Source organism: Butyrivibrio sp. NC2007, from assembly GCF_000421405.1.
In the GTDB taxonomy this organism is placed as follows: Bacteria; Bacillota; Clostridia; order Lachnospirales; family Lachnospiraceae; genus Butyrivibrio.
On the sequence record NZ_ATWY01000013.1, the window covers coordinates 36,127 to 51,279 of the forward strand.

Here is a 15,153-nt window from a genome sequence, read left to right on the forward strand (position 1 = left end):
ATGAACATCGGACTGCTTATATCTGAGATTGAGGATAAAGAAGTTAAAAAGATCATAATAGGTGCAAACCAGGCGGCGAAGGACAAGGGTGTATCCCTTGTCGTCATCCCCGGTAAGTATCTTATTTCAGATGCCGGTGATATTAATGCAGGCTTTGAATACCAGTATTCTGCGCTTTTTGACTATGCTGTTACCTCGGATTTTGATGCTCTTATCATTGATATCGAGCGAATCGGATCTAAGACAACTATCCTCAAAAAGGAGGCCTTCCTCAAAAAGTTTGAAGGCATTCCTGTGCTTACCCTTACTGAAACAGATGGCTACAAGAGTGTTAATCCTGTAAACACTGTTAAGAATCAGTTTGAACAGCTGGGATATGAAGCAGTAAGCGATGCTGTATTTTATGCCAAGAATCAGGTACTGCCACCATTAGAGCCTGCTCAGGAATTTACTTTTGTTAATGGTTCTGAAGCTGATGCACTAAGAGCAGTACTTGGAGTCAGTGATATTTTCCTTCACAAGAAATATGCGGATGACAAATTGTCAGAAGCCTTTTCACAGATGGCTGCGAATGCCGGAATTTCCACATGCGGAATTCTTCTCTATGAGAAAAATGCCAGAAATACCATAAAGTATCCATGGACAAGACCTGAGGAAATCAGCGTAAAGAGTGCTATCATCGATGGCAATAATATTTCCTTTAAGGATGAGGGAATGACTCTTTCAACCAATAAGGTAATATCCACCTTTGCCAAGAACCCCGGAAGGTCCTATATTCTCGGAGATATTTATGCCGGAGAATATCAGCTTGGAATCATGATTTCCGAGCTCACAGAGGGTATACTTATCGATTATTGCTTTGATAATATAATGGCTCTTGTTACCGGAGCATGCAGACTTTCATCTCTTGAAAAAGAGCTTCAGAAGACAACGGAAGAACTCTATGAAGTTCAGGAAGAGCTTGCAAGAGATGACTCAGTTCTCGATCACATCGGAGAGAATGACTATCTTACAGGAGGTCTTAACAGAAGAGGATTCTTCTCCAGGGCTTATGACCTTTTGAAGGAGAAGTTTGTTCCGGGAAAGAGTGCATTGGTTGCTTATATCCACATGGAGTCACTTAAGAATATCAACAGCCTCTATGGTCATGAAGAGGGTGACAGAGCAGTTAAGAGAGTAGCCCAGATCCTTGAAGAAGTCTTCAGTGACGGTGTTTATGGCAGAATAAGAGGCGATGAGTTCGCTGTTATCGTGGTAGCAGATGAAGAAGGAAAGGCAGAATCCTTAAGAGAAGAGATGTCTGAGCAGAATGCCAAGCTTTTATCTGAGCGAAGCAGATATTTAAATCACCTTCAGTATTCCATCTGCGAGTTCAGTCATGAGGAGAATCTGTCTCTCAGAGAGATGTTAAAAGAAACTGACGAAAACCTTCAGAGAATAAAAGGAAACTTATAAATTTATGAGCAAAAAGCTTGTATCATGGAATGTAAATGGCCTCAGAGCATGCGTTTCAAAGGGATGCTTTCAGGAATTTATGGATAAGGAAAACCCTGATGTGATTTGCCTTCAGGAGACCAAGCTCCAGGAGGGACAGATTGAAGTTGATCTGCCCGGGTATGAGGAGTACTGGAACTATGCAGAGAAAAAGGGCTATTCCGGAACAGCAATCTTTACAAAAGAAAAGCCCATATCAGTCAGCTACGGACTGGGTATTGAGGAACACGACCACGAGGGAAGAGTCATAACGGCAGAATATCCCGACTACTATCTTGTTACGGTTTATGTTCCTAATGCCAAGGAAGACTTATCAAGACTTGAGTACCGCCAGCGCTGGGAAGATGATTTCCTGAAATTTATAAAGGGCCTTGAAGAGAAAAAGCCTGTTATCTACTGCGGCGATCTAAATGTAGCGCACAAGGAAATAGACCTTAAGAATCCAAAGCCCAACAGAGGACATGCGGGATTTACAGACGAGGAGAGGGAGAAGTTCGACAATGTGGTTTCTTCCGGACTTGTAGATACCTTCAGACATTTCTATCCAGACCTTGAGGGAGCATATTCCTGGTGGTCATACAGATTCCAGGCAAGAGCCAAGAACGCCGGATGGCGTATAGATTACTTTGTGGTATCCGAGTCTCTTTTACCGAAACTTGAGGATGCCAAGATTTATTCAGATGCTCTGGGTTCTGATCATTGTCCTGTAGGACTTATACTGAAATAAAAAAACCTTCCCATTCTTCTTCGGATGGGAAGGTTTCTTTTTAAGGTCATGATGTTTAGCTAAAGAGCTTACCAATAAAGGTATCAACCTTGTTCCAATAGTTTACAGGGTCTTTTACGACTCCTAATATGTGGCCAGCTCCGAGGATCATGCAGTACTGCTTGGGACATTTGGCTGCTTCATAAAGTCTTGAGCACATGTGGGGATCAACGAAAGTATCGTCATCTCCGTGAATGAACAATGTGGGTGTCGTCGATCTTGCAACAGCATCTATTGGTCTTACGTCATTGATGTCATATCCGGCTCTTAACAATATGCTGAGCCTTAAGATGATAATGGCAAGTGGCGTCGGAACAAAAGAACCTTTGAATTTCTTATAGGCTGAAGCAAACTGTTCGGGAAGTGTTGTAAATGAGCTGTCTGCAATTGCTCCCTTAACATTTTCCGGAAGAGTTTCGCCTGTAGTCATTAGTGTTGTGGCAGCGCCCATGCTCATTCCGTGAAGGATTATCTTTGCATCCGGATCTCTTTTAACGATCCAGTCTATCCACTGGAGAGTATCAAGTCTGTCATCAAGGCCGTATCCGATGTAATTTCCCTCACTTTTTCCAAAGCCTCTAAGGTCGATCATCAGGCAGTTATAGCCCTTTTCAAGATAGTGTTCTGCGTAGATGCCGTTACATTCGTGATTATCCCAGATACCGTGGATAAGTAAACAATAATTGTGGGTATCTTCCGCAGCCGGAATGAAGCTGGCGTGAAGACGGAGATTATCGAGACTTTCAATAAATTCGTCTCTCCTGCGCGGATGATTTCTCACAAAGGACCTTCCCTTAGTGATAGCCGGGTCAAGATCCTCACTGTCATCTGTGTGCTGACGGGGAACGGTTGACGTCTTATATGCATAATCGGAGAAGGCAAAGGCTCCTCCAAGCAAAGCCGTAAGGGCTGAAAGCTTAAGCAGTGTATTTTTCTTACTCATGTAAAATCTCCATTTTTCCTAAAAAAGATATATCTATATTAACATTTTTTTCAGAAAGATGGCGAAGTGTGTTATACTCTTTTCGAGTTTACACGTGGAGAAAACGAATGGGTTTTAATTCCTTTACATTTATACTGGCCTTTTTGCCGATATTGCTAATAGGCTGGCATCTTTTAAACAGGGCAGAGCTTTTCAGGATAGCTGATGTATTTCTGATTGGCCTGTCTTTATACTTCTACTATTCCTTCGGGGTATCATTTCTTGTGATACTCCTTGTCAGTATTGCCGTAAACTTCTGTTTAAGCGCTGTCATGGAGAAGGCACCTTCTTCCAAAAAGCTTCTGAAAGTCATCGGCGTGTTATTTAATCTTTCCCTGCTTTTTTACTTCAAATATCTGGGATTTTTTGTGGATAACTTAAATGCTCTTGTGGGTTCACATCTTTCTGCAAGAGAGATACTAATGCCAATAGGAATCAGCTTTTTTACCTTCGGACAGATATCGTTTATCGTGGATAGAGCAAACGGCGAAGCTCCGCACTATTCCTTCATCGATTATGCGCTCTATACCGTGTATTTCCCTAAGCTCATTCAGGGACCAATTGCGTTCCACAAGGAGATGATAGATCAGTTCAGGGAAAAGAGCCTTAGGCGCTTTGATACTGGCACCTTCGCCAAAGGACTAATGTCTTTTATCATAGGTCTTGGAAAAAAGGTCATCCTGGCAGATACTCTTGCTAAATCCGTGGACTATGGCTTCCACTACACATATTACATGGATACGCTTACCGTGATTGCTGTAATGCTCGCCTATGCTTTCCAGATATATCTGGATTTCTCGGGCTACTGCGATATGGCAAACGGCGTCAGCATGATGCTTGGCTTTAAGCTGCCTGTAAACTTTAACTCACCCTACAAGGCATCAAGTGCAAAAGAGCTGTGGCAGAGATGGCACATGACTCTGTCCAGATTCTTTATCAAGTATGTCTATATTCCTCTCGGAGGAAGCAGAAAGGGCAAGCTCAGAACCGTAATCAATGTTCTTATAGTCTTTGTGTTGAGCGGACTCTGGCACGGCGCCGGATGGACCTATATCTGCTGGGGCCTTATGCAGGGGCTTTTGGTAGTGTGGGACGATCTTGGAATTGTAGGTGTTAAGCCTCCAAAGAGTGAGGAAAATAGCGCTAAGCCAAGAAGATATCTCCTTAGGGAAAAGCCTTTATTCATGGTGCCAAGGGCAGTGGGAAATGCTCTGACATTCTTTATGTTTGTGGTATCTCTTGTCTTCTTCAGGTCACAGGATATGACTTATGCAATTCAGATGTTCAAGCAGTTCTTTGTCTGGACTTACCCGGGATTCCTCTACAGGACAGCATCTCAGCTGGTCATTGCTGAGAACTATATCCCGAGACAGCTCTTTTCCCAGCTTGGTATAGCAGGGGGAGAGACGATAGTATATATGGCGACACTTATCATATTACTGATAGTCAGCGCCTTTATCATGACAAGGAAGAACACGCAGGAACTTGTTGAGGAGACGTATTTTAGCTTTAAGACCGTACTTGGGCTGACAATTGTTTTCGTATGGTCCTTCATATCTCTTTCCAATGTCAGCACATTTATTTACTTCCAGTACTAATTGAAACGGTAACAATACATGTCAGATAAACAAAACTCAAAAAACTTCATAAAGAGGCTGGCTATAGCAGTTCTGGTACTTCTTGTTTTTATCGGAGCAGTGGTCTTTGCCTTTGACCCCTTCTATCACTACCATAAGCCGTGGTTTGGGATGAAGGCGGTTTTAAATGACAAGGAATATCAGTGTGTCGGAACTCTTAGGAACTTTGATTACGACGCTCTTCTTGTTGGGTCTTCAGTTATGGAGAACAACGATAACTCCTGGTATAACGATGCTTATGGTGTCAATGCCATAAAGGCCATAAGGTCTTACGGAGCCACAGCGGATCTGTGTTATCTTCTGGATGTGGCCTACGAAGAGCATGATCTTAAATATGTCTTTTACAATATTGATCCATCCTCGCTCTACGGAGAAGCTGAGACTACCTACGAATCCACAGGGTGTCCCATGTATCTCTATGACCGCAATCCGTTTAATGATATTCAGTACCTCTACAACAAGGATGTGCTATTTGAGAAGATTCCCTATGCAGTGGCCAATTCCTTCATGGGAGATTATGATGAAAATCTCTCCTACAACTGGGCCAAGTGGAAGAGCTTTGGGCCGGACATGGCTCTGGGCCTGTACTTCAGGCCTACTGAGGTAAAAGAGATGCTCCCCGAGGATGCGTATCTGGATAAGGTAAATGCAAACATTGAACTTTTGACAGAGCAGGTTAAGGCCCATCCTGAGACGGAATTCATTTTCTTTTATCCGCCTTATTCAATGCTCTGGTGGGATATGAGCTTTCGGGAAGGCGAGAAAGATGCAATTATCCGATGCGAAAAAGAGATGACGAAGGCTCTTTTGTCCTATGACAACGTCAGGATTTTCTGCTTCCAGGGCGAGAGGAAAGTTGCAACAAACCTTGATAATTACATGGATACCATTCATTTCTCTCCGGAGATTAACAGGCTAATGCTTGATCACATCATTGCCGGGGAGTATGAGATGACTCTGGATAACTACGAAGAAATGCTGGATGAAGTGAGTGCCTTTGCTGATGATGTGGTCAATGATTATATCCTTTCATACGAGAAGGAAGGCCTTCTTAAGTACGCATCAGAGGAAGAATGACTTTTTACATGTTCTAAAAAATGATATACTTATACAGCAAGTAAGCTTGGAAGAAGGATAAGAAATTGAGTGAGAGAGCAACTAAGAAAATTGTACTTACAGGCGGCGGAAGCGCAGGACATGTAACACCTAACATTGCCCTGATACCGGCCCTGAAGAAGGCAGGATTTGAAATATACTATATCGGTTCCTACGAAGGCATTGAGAAGAAGCTTATTGAGGACTACAACATTCCGTATTTTGGGATCTCAACAGGTAAGCTCAGAAGATACTTTGATCCCAAGAACTTCTCAGATCCCTTCAGAGTTTTAAAGGGAATGTCCGAAGCAAGAACTCTTCTTAAGAAGATCCAGCCTGACATTGTCTTTTCAAAGGGCGGATATGTCAGCGTGCCAGTAGTAAGGGCTGCAGGCCTTCTTAAGATTCCATATATTGTCCATGAGTCGGATATGACTCCCGGACTTGCTAACAGACTCAGTATGTCCGGAGCAAGCAAGATCTGCTGTAATTTCCCTGAGACCATGAGACTTCTTCCCGCTGATAAGGCGGTTCTTACAGGAACACCTATAAGAGAAGAGCTCGGTATGGGATCCAAGCAGGCAGGAAAAGAGCTGTGTGGCTTTACAGATGACAAGCCGGTTCTTATGGTTATCGGAGGATCTCTCGGTGCACAGTCTGTCAACGAGACAGTAAGATACGCACTTCCAAGACTCCTTCCCAACTTCAACGTAGTGCATCTTTGCGGAAAAGAGAAGATGGACAACCTCAAGCTCACAGTACCGGGATACAAGCAGTTTGAGTACGTCAAGAATGAGCTTAAAGATATCTTTGCAATGGCTGATATCGTTGTTTCAAGAGCAGGTGCTAACTCAATCTGCGAACTGCTGGCTCTGAAAAAGCCCAACATCCTGATCCCACTCTCAACCAAATCCAGCAGAGGCGATCAGATGCTCAACGCAAGGAGCTTTGAACAGCAGGGATTTTCTATGGTCATCGACAATGACGACCTTGATGAGGACATTCTTGTTGAGACAATAGAAGAGCTCTACAACGACAGAGAGAAATATGTTGAGGCCATGAGCAAGAGTAATCTTCACAGTGCCACCAACACAATTGTTAAGATAATAAACGAAGAAATTCAGTAACAAAGAGGAAACATCATGATATACAAGACAAGAGGAACCTGTTCAACCCAGATAGATATTGAGGTTGACGGAGATATTATTAAATCGGTCAAGTTTACAGGCGGCTGTAACGGAAACCTTCAGGGAGTATCCAGACTTGTTGAGGGCATGAAGGCAGAGGATGCTATTGCAAAGCTCCGCGGAATAAAGTGCGGCTTTAAGCCAACATCCTGTCCGGATCAGCTCTCCTACGCAATCGAGCAGGCAATGAATGCATGACAAAAGGTGGCTCACATGACAGAGCGCAAAGACTTAAACGGATTAACTGAAAAAGAGTTTTTGGAAAAGTACACAGATACGGTGTATGATAAGCCTTCAGTTACGACGGATATTCTCGTCCTTGGTGTGGACGAGACTTTCGCCCATTTGAAGGCTCTTTTGATAAAAAGAGATGAACACCCATACCTTGGCTTCTATGCTCTGCCCGGAGGATTTATCAAAAAAGACGAGACGGCTTATCAGGCTGCAGCCAGGAAGCTCAGTGAAGAAGCCGGTATCAAGGATGTGTATCTGGACCAGATTTATACCTTCACAAGGCCCGGGCGAGATCCGAGAACATGGGTTATGAGTATCGCATACCTTGCCCTTGTCGGCGATGTGTCAGAGATAAAGACCACAGGAGAGTGGTTTGATCTTGAGTTTGAGGATGACAAGATACGCCTTTATAACGATGAGTCCGGAGCGGAGATTGTTTATCCCGTCAGTGTAAAGAGATTTAAAAACGGCCGGATAGAGTATGAAAACAGGGTGGCTCTTGATAAAGGTAAAAGCGAGAAGCTTGCTTTTGATCACGTGGAGATCATTATTGAATCCATAATGAAGCTCAGGACTTTCTTTGAAAACTCAGACCTTGCCTTTAACATGGCGGGGGAAACCTTTACTCTTCCCGATCTTCAGGCTCTGTATGAACTGGTCCTTGGCAAGAAGTTCTATAAGACCAATTTCAGAGCACTGGTAGCGCCCAAGATCGAGGCCACAGGGGAAAAGATAAAGTCCAGGACCAGCAATAAGATGTCTGCAGAATACAGATATATTGGATAACTATAGCGAATGAAAACCTTGAAAAAGAAATTTTTCGAGGTTTTTTATTTTGCCTGTTGACAAAGTAGCAAATTGCTACTAATATGTAATCAAGAAATAAATAGTAGTAAATCGCTACTAATAAAACCTATAAATTAAGGAGGGGCAGGATATGAAATTTAAAAAGTTTAGTCCAAATGATTATGTAATGGTGGTTAAGAACGGAAAGATAGTGAAACAGGGACTTGGTCTTTCACTTCTTTACAACGAGCTGACAACGAATATTATGGTAGCGCCTTCTACCGCCTTTGACGGAGCATTTGCATTTGATGACCTTGTTACCAGCGATTATCAGAGGGTTTGTGTACAGGGTGTTACGACATACATGCTCACTGATTACGAGAAGGCAACACAGATGCTGGACTTCTCTTACAACAAGGGAGCTGCGGTATATGAGAAGATAGCAGTTACAATGGCACTTCTCGAAAAGAGGATCAACAATATCATCAAGGCGATCATCATCAGGGAAGTCAGCAGGAAAGATGTAAGGACCGTGATAAGATGTGCCGATGAGATGGCCAAGGTGATCGTCGATAAGCTTGAAGCTGATGAATCTATTACAAAGCTCGGCGTCAGCATCGTGGGAGTTAATATCCTGGGCATCAATCCAAACGCTGAGACAAGAAAAGCTCTTGAAGCAGCAGCCAGAGAGGAAATCTTAAAGGAGCAGGATGATGCGATCTACATGAGAAGAAATGCAGCCATCGAGCAAGAGCGTATCATCAAGGAAAATGAGATCAACACCGAGATCAAGGTTGCCGAGAAGGAACGTGAGAAGCAAGAGAAAGAGCAGGATATGAAGAAATATGTCCAGCAGTGTGAACTGGACATGAAGAAGGAAGAGCAGGAGAGAGAGCAGGCAATGAAACTCAAGGCCCTTCAGGCAGAGCTTACCATGAACAATGAGAAGCAGGAAAAAGAGCAGGCTATGAGGCTCAGAGCCCTGAAGGCAAATCTTGCACTTGATACAGAGAAACAGGAAAAAGAACTGGAACTTAGAGAAAAAGCGGCAACAAAGAAAATGGAGATCGACAATGAAGAGATGCTTGGAAAAATCGAACTGGAGAAGAAAAACAAAGAGTATACAGCTCTGGAAGCCGAGAATGCTAAGATCAAGGCGGACCAGGAAGCCTATGCAGTTGAAGGCATTGTGAGAGCATACAACAACCTAAACGTAGCACTGGTTGAAGCATGTGCAATGGCTCAGATGGATCCCGGAACCCTCATGGCAAGGGCATTCATGAACATCGGAGAAAACGCTGATAAGATCGGTACCTTCAACATGACACCTGATCTTCTTCAGACAATAGCAAACGGAATCGGAGAAAACCTGGTAAAAAAACAGGCATAAGTTTTAGGAGGCGGACATGGCTGACAGAGGAATGAACAAGGTAGTTCTCATTAAGAGACGCACCAGATATGAAGAACTTAAGAGGCGCTACAACACAGTAGAGCAGGCAAGATTTTACATAGAGCATCTGGGTGCCGATTTTACTGACTACGAGAGAGAGGACAAGATTTACAATGCAGTCCTCGAGCAGGTAAGAAGCTATGTCCGCCCGGTAGCAAGACTCCAGGAGATCGACAGGGAGTATATTCCCAACATGATCTTCGGAGAGAAGGATATCGTTATCGCCGTAGGCCAGGACGGTCTTGTGGCAAATGTCATGAAGTACCTGGATGGCCAGCCCCTCATAGGAGTAAACCCCGATCCCGAAAGGTGGGACGGGGTGTTGCTCCCCTTTGAAGCAGGGGATATGGAGAGAATCCTTTCACGAGTAATAGATGAGAAATTCAGTGCAAAAGATGTTACAATGGGTAAGGTCACATCAAAGGACGGACAGGTTCTTTACGCAGTAAATGATTTCTTTGTGGGCGTAGAGAATCATACATCTGCCAAGTATCACATAAATTACAGGAATCGTATTGAAAATCAGTCGTCTTCGGGTATCATTATTTCAACAGGTTTTGGAATGACCGGCTGGCATAAATCTGTAATGGCTGAGTTTAAGGGAATGGCAATGGCCTTTGGCCTGGGAGCGATCAGAGAACCGGAATATGACTGGAGCAGCAGAAATCTTACTTTCCAGGTAAGAGAGCCCTATCCAAGCCGTTTTACACAGGCGGACATTGTTTACGGACAGATCAAAGAGAAGGAAAACCTGATACTCACTTCGGACATGAGCGAAAAGGGAGTTGTCTTTTCCGACGGAATTCTTGATGACGCCATCGAATTCAACGCCGGTATGCAGATAACAGTAGGCGTTGCAGAGCGCAGAGGAAGGCTGGTTACAGCATGAGTATGGAAAATTTGGTTAAGTCACTGGGCTTGTTGAAATCAAGAGAACAGGACTATGTAGAAATAAAAAACAGATTCTATGCAAATTATAAAGGAAATTGCATTGTTATCGGATATAGATGTGCAAAGCATAATTTCCGTGATGAGATTATTGTTTGCTCTGAAATATGCTATGCATACAGGTTTGACCCTGAAGAGGAAGCTTTTGATGTATTGGATACAGCTATAAAACAGGCTTCGATTAAGCCAAGCTTTTACCATGATTACAACGGGAATGATGAATTATTGCGTTCTCCACAGAAATATGGATATGCTGAGATACACGATATCAGAAACCTTGATAAAAGCTCTTTCGAAGAGAGTATTGAACGTGAGAAAAAGAAATTTAAAGACCTGAATAAGCTGTCTTTGGCAATGGTACTGTCGGAGTTAAAAAGTGATATCCCGCTTGACATATATGAGTATAAAAATTATGAAAAAAGAGAAAGGATCCTAAAACTTATGTCAGAATGGGAATGTCTTCTGTTGTTTGAAGATCAGGAGGTCAGAGAGTTGTATATTCAGAAGAAGAGGTTTTTGGAACTTTGCTGGTCAAATTATATGTCAATTCATCGATGAACGAGGAAACAAAAAAGGAGGGTTATCTTATGTTAGAGGTTGGAACCAAAGCACCGGAGTTTGAGCTTCCGGATCAGAATGGAGAAATGCATTCACTTAAAGATTACAGAGGTAAGAAGGTAATACTTTATTTTTATCCTAAGGATAATACCGCAGGATGCACCAAGCAGGCCTGTGGTTTTTCTGAGAGATATCCTCAGTTTACGGAAAAGGGAGCTGTTGTACTTGGAGTAAGTAAAGATACTGTAGCGTCTCACAAGAAATTTGAGGAAAAATATGGCCTTGCTTTTACGCTTTTAGCTGATCCTGAGCGTAAAGTGATAGAGGCTTATGATGTCTGGAAAGAAAAGAAAAACTATGGAAAAGTATCCATGGGCGTAGTAAGAACAACATACCTAATCGATGAAGAAGGCATCATCATAAGGGCTAATGACAAAGTCAAAGCAGCTGATGATCCGGAAAAGATGCTGGGAGAACTTTCATGAGGATAATCCTTTCCCCTGCCAAGAAAATGAATGTTGATACCGATAAGCTTGAGTATCAGGGACTGCCTATGTTTCTGGAGCAGACACAGGAAATTCTTGAGTGGCTACGGAAGCAGTCTTTTGAAGATCTGCAAAAATTGTGGGGCTGTAATGACAAGATAGCCGAGCAGAATTTTAGGCGTATCAAGGAAATGGATCTTAGCAAAAGGCTGACGCCTGCAATACTGGCGTATGAAGGAATCGCATTTCAATACATGGCACCTGCAGTTTTTGAGGATAGCTCTTTTGACTATGTTCAAGAGCATCTGCGGATACTGTCAGGTTTTTATGGTGTACTAAGGCCCATGGACGGTGTAACACCGTACAGGCTTGAGATGCAGGCGAAAGCGGAGATTGGCGGACATAAAGATTTATATGAGCTGTGGGGTTCTCGCTTGTACGAAGAAGTGAGGGATGAGTCCGGGGTTATAGTTAACCTTGCCTCAAAGGAGTACTCAAAGTGTATTGAGAAGTACTTGTGCGCGGAAGACCATTATGTGACAGTTACATTCGGAGAAATGGCGAAAGGGAAATTCGTAACTAAGGGTACCTATGCCAAGATGGCCAGAGGCGAGATGGTTAGGTTCATGGCTGAGCGCGGAATAGAGGATCCGAAAGATATCAGGTCTTTTGACAGACTTGGATATGTATATAGAGATGATCTTTCAAGCGATACAGAGATTGTGTTTGAAAGAAAAATGAGCCACTGACTCCGTCCCTAGGGCTCAAAAAACACTTGCGTTTTGATGAATGTGTGATACAATTGCATTGTACACAATGTAAAATTAAATGGAGGTCTACGCATGAGTTTTCTTGAGGAAGTAAAGACAAGGCGCAGTGTCAGAGCATTTGACGGCAATTATCCGTCTGATGATGTTATTAATGAGTTAAAAGAGTATGCTGAGAGCATCACAAATCCTTACGGAGTAAATGTAAGATTTGTTTTCCTTGATGCGAAGGAGAATAACCTTTCAAGCCCGGTGCTCAGCGGCGAGAAGTTATATGTATCAGCTGTAGTTAAGAAAGAAGAACACATGGAAGAGGCTTACGGATACGCTTTCCAGAAGCTTCTTATGAAGGCACATCAGCTGGGACTTGGTACAGTATGGATCGGCGGAACAATGCCAAGAGATAAGTTTGAGACAGCTTCAGGCCTTAAGGACGGAGAATACATGCCATGCATGAGTCCTCTTGGAGTTACAGCGGCTAAGATGTCAGTTAAGGAAGTCCTTATGAGAAAGGGCGTTAAGGCCGATAGCAGAAAATCTTTTGAAGAGCTCTTTTACAACGGAAGCTTTGCTACACCTATAACCGAGAGTGCTTCCATGGGAATGGGACTTCATGATGCTCTTGAAGCAGTTCGTCTTGCACCTTCAGCTGTAAACAAGCAGCCTTGGAGAATTGTTATAGAGGATAACAAGGCTCACTTCTTCGAGGCTCATGACAAGGGATACATTACTCCTGATTATGACCTTCAGAAAATAGATATAGGTATTGCCCTTTATAACTTTGAGACTCAGCTTCTTTCAGAGGGAAGAAAGCCCGTGCTTTCATGCGACAAGCCGGATGTTACTGCTCCTGAGGGAATGGACTTTGTAGCAACCTATACCTTTTGATTCATGAGGATCTTGTAATGGTTTTATTTAATATTTTTGTGATTTTGACAGGACTGCTTTATATAGCAGTCCTTGAACTTTCTAAGAACATGATCGTCGGCTGGATAGTGGGAATTCTCGCAACCTTAGCCTTGCTTTGTTACCGGATTGTCTTTTACAAAAAGATCGGAAGTAAAAAGAACTCGCTTCTTGCCTTTCTGATATTTGTAATAGTCCTTTTGCTTAATCTGTTTCTGACAAAGCCCCCTGTTAAAAGAGTTCCTGCTGTAGATAACAGAAATCCCGATGTCACAGATGTAGTCGAGATTGAGCAGGGACAGCTGACAGGTGTCTATAACAAGGACCACTCAGCAAGAGTTTATGCCGGAATCCCTTATGCCAAGCCCCCTGTAGGAGAGCTCAGATTTAAGGAGCCCCAGAAGGCTGACGGCTGGGATGGCGTAAGAGCGTTCGACCACTTCGGACCAAGAGCTATGCAGACTCAAGGCTCGGTCTTTTACGATTCTCTTTCGCACATCCTTGGCTGGCATGATTACCAGGTGAAGTTCGGGGATGAGTACACAGAGGAAGTTAGTGAAGACTGCCTTTACTTAAATGTTTTTACACCGGGAGACGACAGAGCTGAACTCCTTCCTGTCATCTTCTATGTCCACGGAGGATCCCTTACCACAGGTCATTCCTCGTATTCCGAATACAGGGGCGAGAACCTGGCAGCCAAGGGAGTTGTATTTGTTGACTTTGCTTATAGACTTGGCGTGTTCGGTTATTATGCAGCCGATGACTTAAAGGCAGAGTCCCCCAATGGAACTACCGGTAACTACGGACTTCTTGATCAGATAGCAGCTCTTCAGTGGGTTTATGACAATATCGAAGCTTTCGGCGGTGATAAGACGAAGATCACCATCGCCGGAGAATCAGCCGGTGCATCTTCAGTAAACGCACTGTGCGTATCGCCACTTACCGAAGGGCTCTTCAGGTATGCGATAGCCGAGTCCAGTGGTATTGTGGCAAAAGAGCCTTTCCACACCTTCAGATATTACGAGGATGCTGTTGCAACAGGCGACGAGGTCAGAGAAGAGTTTGGTGTATCATCATCAGCTGAACTGAGAAACATCCCAGCTTCCGAGCTGGTTAAAACCCATACTCAGAATTCATCAATGACTGTTGATGGATATGCAATAACAGAACAGCCCTACCTCACCTATGAGAGAGGCGCGAACCACGAGCAGGCTCTGCTTAACGGTTTTAATGCAAAAGAGGCTGATGCCTTCCTGCTGGGAACTGAGGCAACCAGAGAGAACTATGAGGACCTAATTGAAGAAGATATGCCGGACTACGGCGATGAAATGGCGGAGGTTGTACCCTGGGATCTTCCTCCAAGGGACCAGTCATTTATTGTTGATGCGAAGGGCGAAGCCAAGGGTGCTCTGAATACGGCGTACAGCGCCATGTGGTTTAGCTATTCCCACTATGTGTGGAACAATTACATGGTCTCTCAGAACAGACCGGCTTATGAATATTACTTCACCAAGACTAACAATATCCTCTCTAATTACCACGCCGGTGAGCTTCCCTATGCCTATGGCAATCTCTGGAGACATCCGGGACTCTACAAGGATGAAGACTATAAGCTGTCCGAGATCATGCAGAGCTACTGGGTGAACTTTGCTTACAACGGCGATCCCAACGGATATCTCTTAGGCCCTGATGGTTCTTCATCAGGCGAGATCCTTCCGGTTTGGGAGAAGAGAGAAACCGGCCAGGATCAGCTCCTTGAGCTTGGCGCACAGATAAAGATGACAGATGATCCAAACCTTGCAATCTATGAAGTTATAGATGAGTTTATGGAAACAAGAGAATCCAATTAAAAAACATT

At 43.6% G+C, this 15,153-nt stretch carries 15 protein-coding genes; 14 read left to right on the plus strand and 1 reads right to left on the minus strand.

Annotated elements, in window-relative coordinates; translation table 11 throughout:
• Together G632_RS0111285 and G632_RS0111290 are read left to right on the plus strand one after the other, a co-directional pair.
• Positions 1-1,455, plus strand: coding sequence for a GGDEF domain-containing protein (locus G632_RS0111285; RefSeq protein WP_022769297.1), 1,455 nt, complete (start codon positions 1-3; stop codon positions 1,453-1,455).
• Positions 1,456-1,459: 4 nt separating this feature from the next.
• Positions 1,460-2,221 (plus strand): exodeoxyribonuclease III, encoded by a 762-nt coding sequence (locus G632_RS0111290; protein ID WP_022769298.1) that lies wholly within the window; start codon positions 1,460-1,462, stop codon positions 2,219-2,221.
• A 55-nt stretch (positions 2,222-2,276) separates the two neighbouring features.
• Here the strand turns inward: G632_RS0111290 and G632_RS19795 are convergent, their stop codons facing one another.
• Positions 2,277-3,203 carry an alpha/beta hydrolase gene (locus G632_RS19795; RefSeq protein ID WP_022769300.1) on the minus strand — a complete coding sequence of 309 codons (927 nt, stop codon included), beginning with the start codon at positions 3,201-3,203 and terminating at the stop codon, positions 2,277-2,279.
• A 107-nt stretch (positions 3,204-3,310) separates the two neighbouring features.
• Here G632_RS19795 and G632_RS0111300 point away from each other — a divergent pair, with 107 nt between their 5' ends.
• From G632_RS0111300 to G632_RS0111355, 12 genes are all read left to right on the plus strand, one after another.
• Positions 3,311-4,840 carry an MBOAT family O-acyltransferase gene (locus G632_RS0111300; RefSeq protein WP_022769301.1) on the plus strand — a complete coding sequence of 510 codons (1,530 nt, stop codon included), beginning with the start codon at positions 3,311-3,313 and terminating at the stop codon, positions 4,838-4,840.
• A gap of 18 nt (positions 4,841-4,858) precedes the next feature.
• Positions 4,859-5,956, plus strand: a complete 1,098-nt coding sequence (locus G632_RS0111305; RefSeq protein ID WP_022769302.1) for a hypothetical protein — start codon at positions 4,859-4,861, stop codon at positions 5,954-5,956.
• Between the two features lie 65 nt (positions 5,957-6,021).
• Positions 6,022-7,101 carry an undecaprenyldiphospho-muramoylpentapeptide beta-N-acetylglucosaminyltransferase gene (locus tag G632_RS0111310; RefSeq protein WP_022769304.1) on the plus strand — a complete coding sequence of 360 codons (1,080 nt, stop codon included), beginning with the start codon at positions 6,022-6,024 and terminating at the stop codon, positions 7,099-7,101.
• A 15-nt stretch (positions 7,102-7,116) separates the two neighbouring features.
• Positions 7,117-7,359, plus strand: a complete 243-nt coding sequence (locus G632_RS0111315) for a TIGR03905 family TSCPD domain-containing protein (protein ID WP_022769305.1) — start codon at positions 7,117-7,119, stop codon at positions 7,357-7,359.
• Positions 7,360-7,374: 15 nt separating this feature from the next.
• Positions 7,375-8,181, plus strand: a complete 807-nt coding sequence (locus G632_RS19800) for an NUDIX domain-containing protein (protein WP_022769306.1) — start codon at positions 7,375-7,377, stop codon at positions 8,179-8,181.
• A gap of 151 nt (positions 8,182-8,332) precedes the next feature.
• A complete protein-coding gene (locus tag G632_RS19805) occupies positions 8,333-9,571 on the plus strand; it encodes an SPFH domain-containing protein (RefSeq protein ID WP_022769308.1) in 1,239 nt (412 codons plus the stop codon).
• A 16-nt stretch (positions 9,572-9,587) separates the two neighbouring features.
• Positions 9,588-10,520, plus strand: coding sequence for a sugar kinase (locus tag G632_RS0111330; protein WP_022769309.1), 933 nt, complete (start codon positions 9,588-9,590; stop codon positions 10,518-10,520).
• Complete coding sequence (locus G632_RS0111335) at positions 10,517-11,137, plus strand: hypothetical protein (RefSeq protein ID WP_022769310.1); 621 nt, start codon at positions 10,517-10,519, stop codon at positions 11,135-11,137. Before G632_RS0111330 ends, G632_RS0111335 begins: the two co-directional genes overlap by 4 nt.
• 29 nt (positions 11,138-11,166) lie before the next feature.
• A complete protein-coding gene (gene bcp, locus G632_RS0111340) occupies positions 11,167-11,622 on the plus strand; it encodes a thioredoxin-dependent thiol peroxidase (protein ID WP_022769311.1) in 456 nt (151 codons plus the stop codon).
• A complete protein-coding gene (gene yaaA, locus G632_RS0111345; RefSeq protein ID WP_022769313.1) occupies positions 11,619-12,371 on the plus strand; it encodes a peroxide stress protein YaaA in 753 nt (250 codons plus the stop codon). The genes bcp and yaaA overlap by 4 nt, the downstream gene beginning before the upstream one ends.
• Positions 12,372-12,464: 93 nt before the next feature.
• A complete protein-coding gene (locus tag G632_RS19810; protein ID WP_022769314.1) occupies positions 12,465-13,277 on the plus strand; it encodes a nitroreductase family protein in 813 nt (270 codons plus the stop codon).
• A 17-nt stretch (positions 13,278-13,294) separates the two neighbouring features.
• Positions 13,295-15,145 (plus strand): carboxylesterase/lipase family protein, encoded by a 1,851-nt coding sequence (locus tag G632_RS0111355; RefSeq protein ID WP_022769315.1) that lies wholly within the window; start codon positions 13,295-13,297, stop codon positions 15,143-15,145.
• Positions 15,146-15,153 lie beyond the last annotated feature (8 nt).

What these genes read in the sequence shown, in the direction of transcription:
- G632_RS0111285 (WP_022769297.1), top strand. Translation starts at nt 1, where the DNA reads ATGAACATCGGACTGCTTATATCTGAGATTGAGGATAAAGAAGTTAAA.
- G632_RS0111290 (WP_022769298.1), top strand. Translation starts at nt 1,460, where the DNA reads ATGAGCAAAAAGCTTGTATCATGGAATGTAAATGGCCTCAGAGCATGC.
- G632_RS19795 (WP_022769300.1), bottom strand. Translation starts at nt 3,203, where the DNA reads ATGAGTAAGAAAAATACACTGCTTAAGCTTTCAGCCCTTACGGCTTTG.
- G632_RS0111300 (WP_022769301.1), top strand. Translation starts at nt 3,311, where the DNA reads ATGGGTTTTAATTCCTTTACATTTATACTGGCCTTTTTGCCGATATTG.
- G632_RS0111305 (WP_022769302.1), top strand. Translation starts at nt 4,859, where the DNA reads ATGTCAGATAAACAAAACTCAAAAAACTTCATAAAGAGGCTGGCTATA.
- G632_RS0111315 (WP_022769305.1), top strand. Translation starts at nt 7,117, where the DNA reads ATGATATACAAGACAAGAGGAACCTGTTCAACCCAGATAGATATTGAG.
- G632_RS19800 (WP_022769306.1), top strand. Translation starts at nt 7,375, where the DNA reads ATGACAGAGCGCAAAGACTTAAACGGATTAACTGAAAAAGAGTTTTTG.
- G632_RS19805 (WP_022769308.1), top strand. Translation starts at nt 8,333, where the DNA reads ATGAAATTTAAAAAGTTTAGTCCAAATGATTATGTAATGGTGGTTAAG.
- G632_RS0111330 (WP_022769309.1), top strand. Translation starts at nt 9,588, where the DNA reads ATGGCTGACAGAGGAATGAACAAGGTAGTTCTCATTAAGAGACGCACC.
- G632_RS0111335 (WP_022769310.1), top strand. Translation starts at nt 10,517, where the DNA reads ATGAGTATGGAAAATTTGGTTAAGTCACTGGGCTTGTTGAAATCAAGA.
- bcp (WP_022769311.1), top strand. Translation starts at nt 11,167, where the DNA reads ATGTTAGAGGTTGGAACCAAAGCACCGGAGTTTGAGCTTCCGGATCAG.
- yaaA (WP_022769313.1), top strand. Translation starts at nt 11,619, where the DNA reads ATGAGGATAATCCTTTCCCCTGCCAAGAAAATGAATGTTGATACCGAT.
- G632_RS19810 (WP_022769314.1), top strand. Translation starts at nt 12,465, where the DNA reads ATGAGTTTTCTTGAGGAAGTAAAGACAAGGCGCAGTGTCAGAGCATTT.
- G632_RS0111355 (WP_022769315.1), top strand. Translation starts at nt 13,295, where the DNA reads ATGGTTTTATTTAATATTTTTGTGATTTTGACAGGACTGCTTTATATA.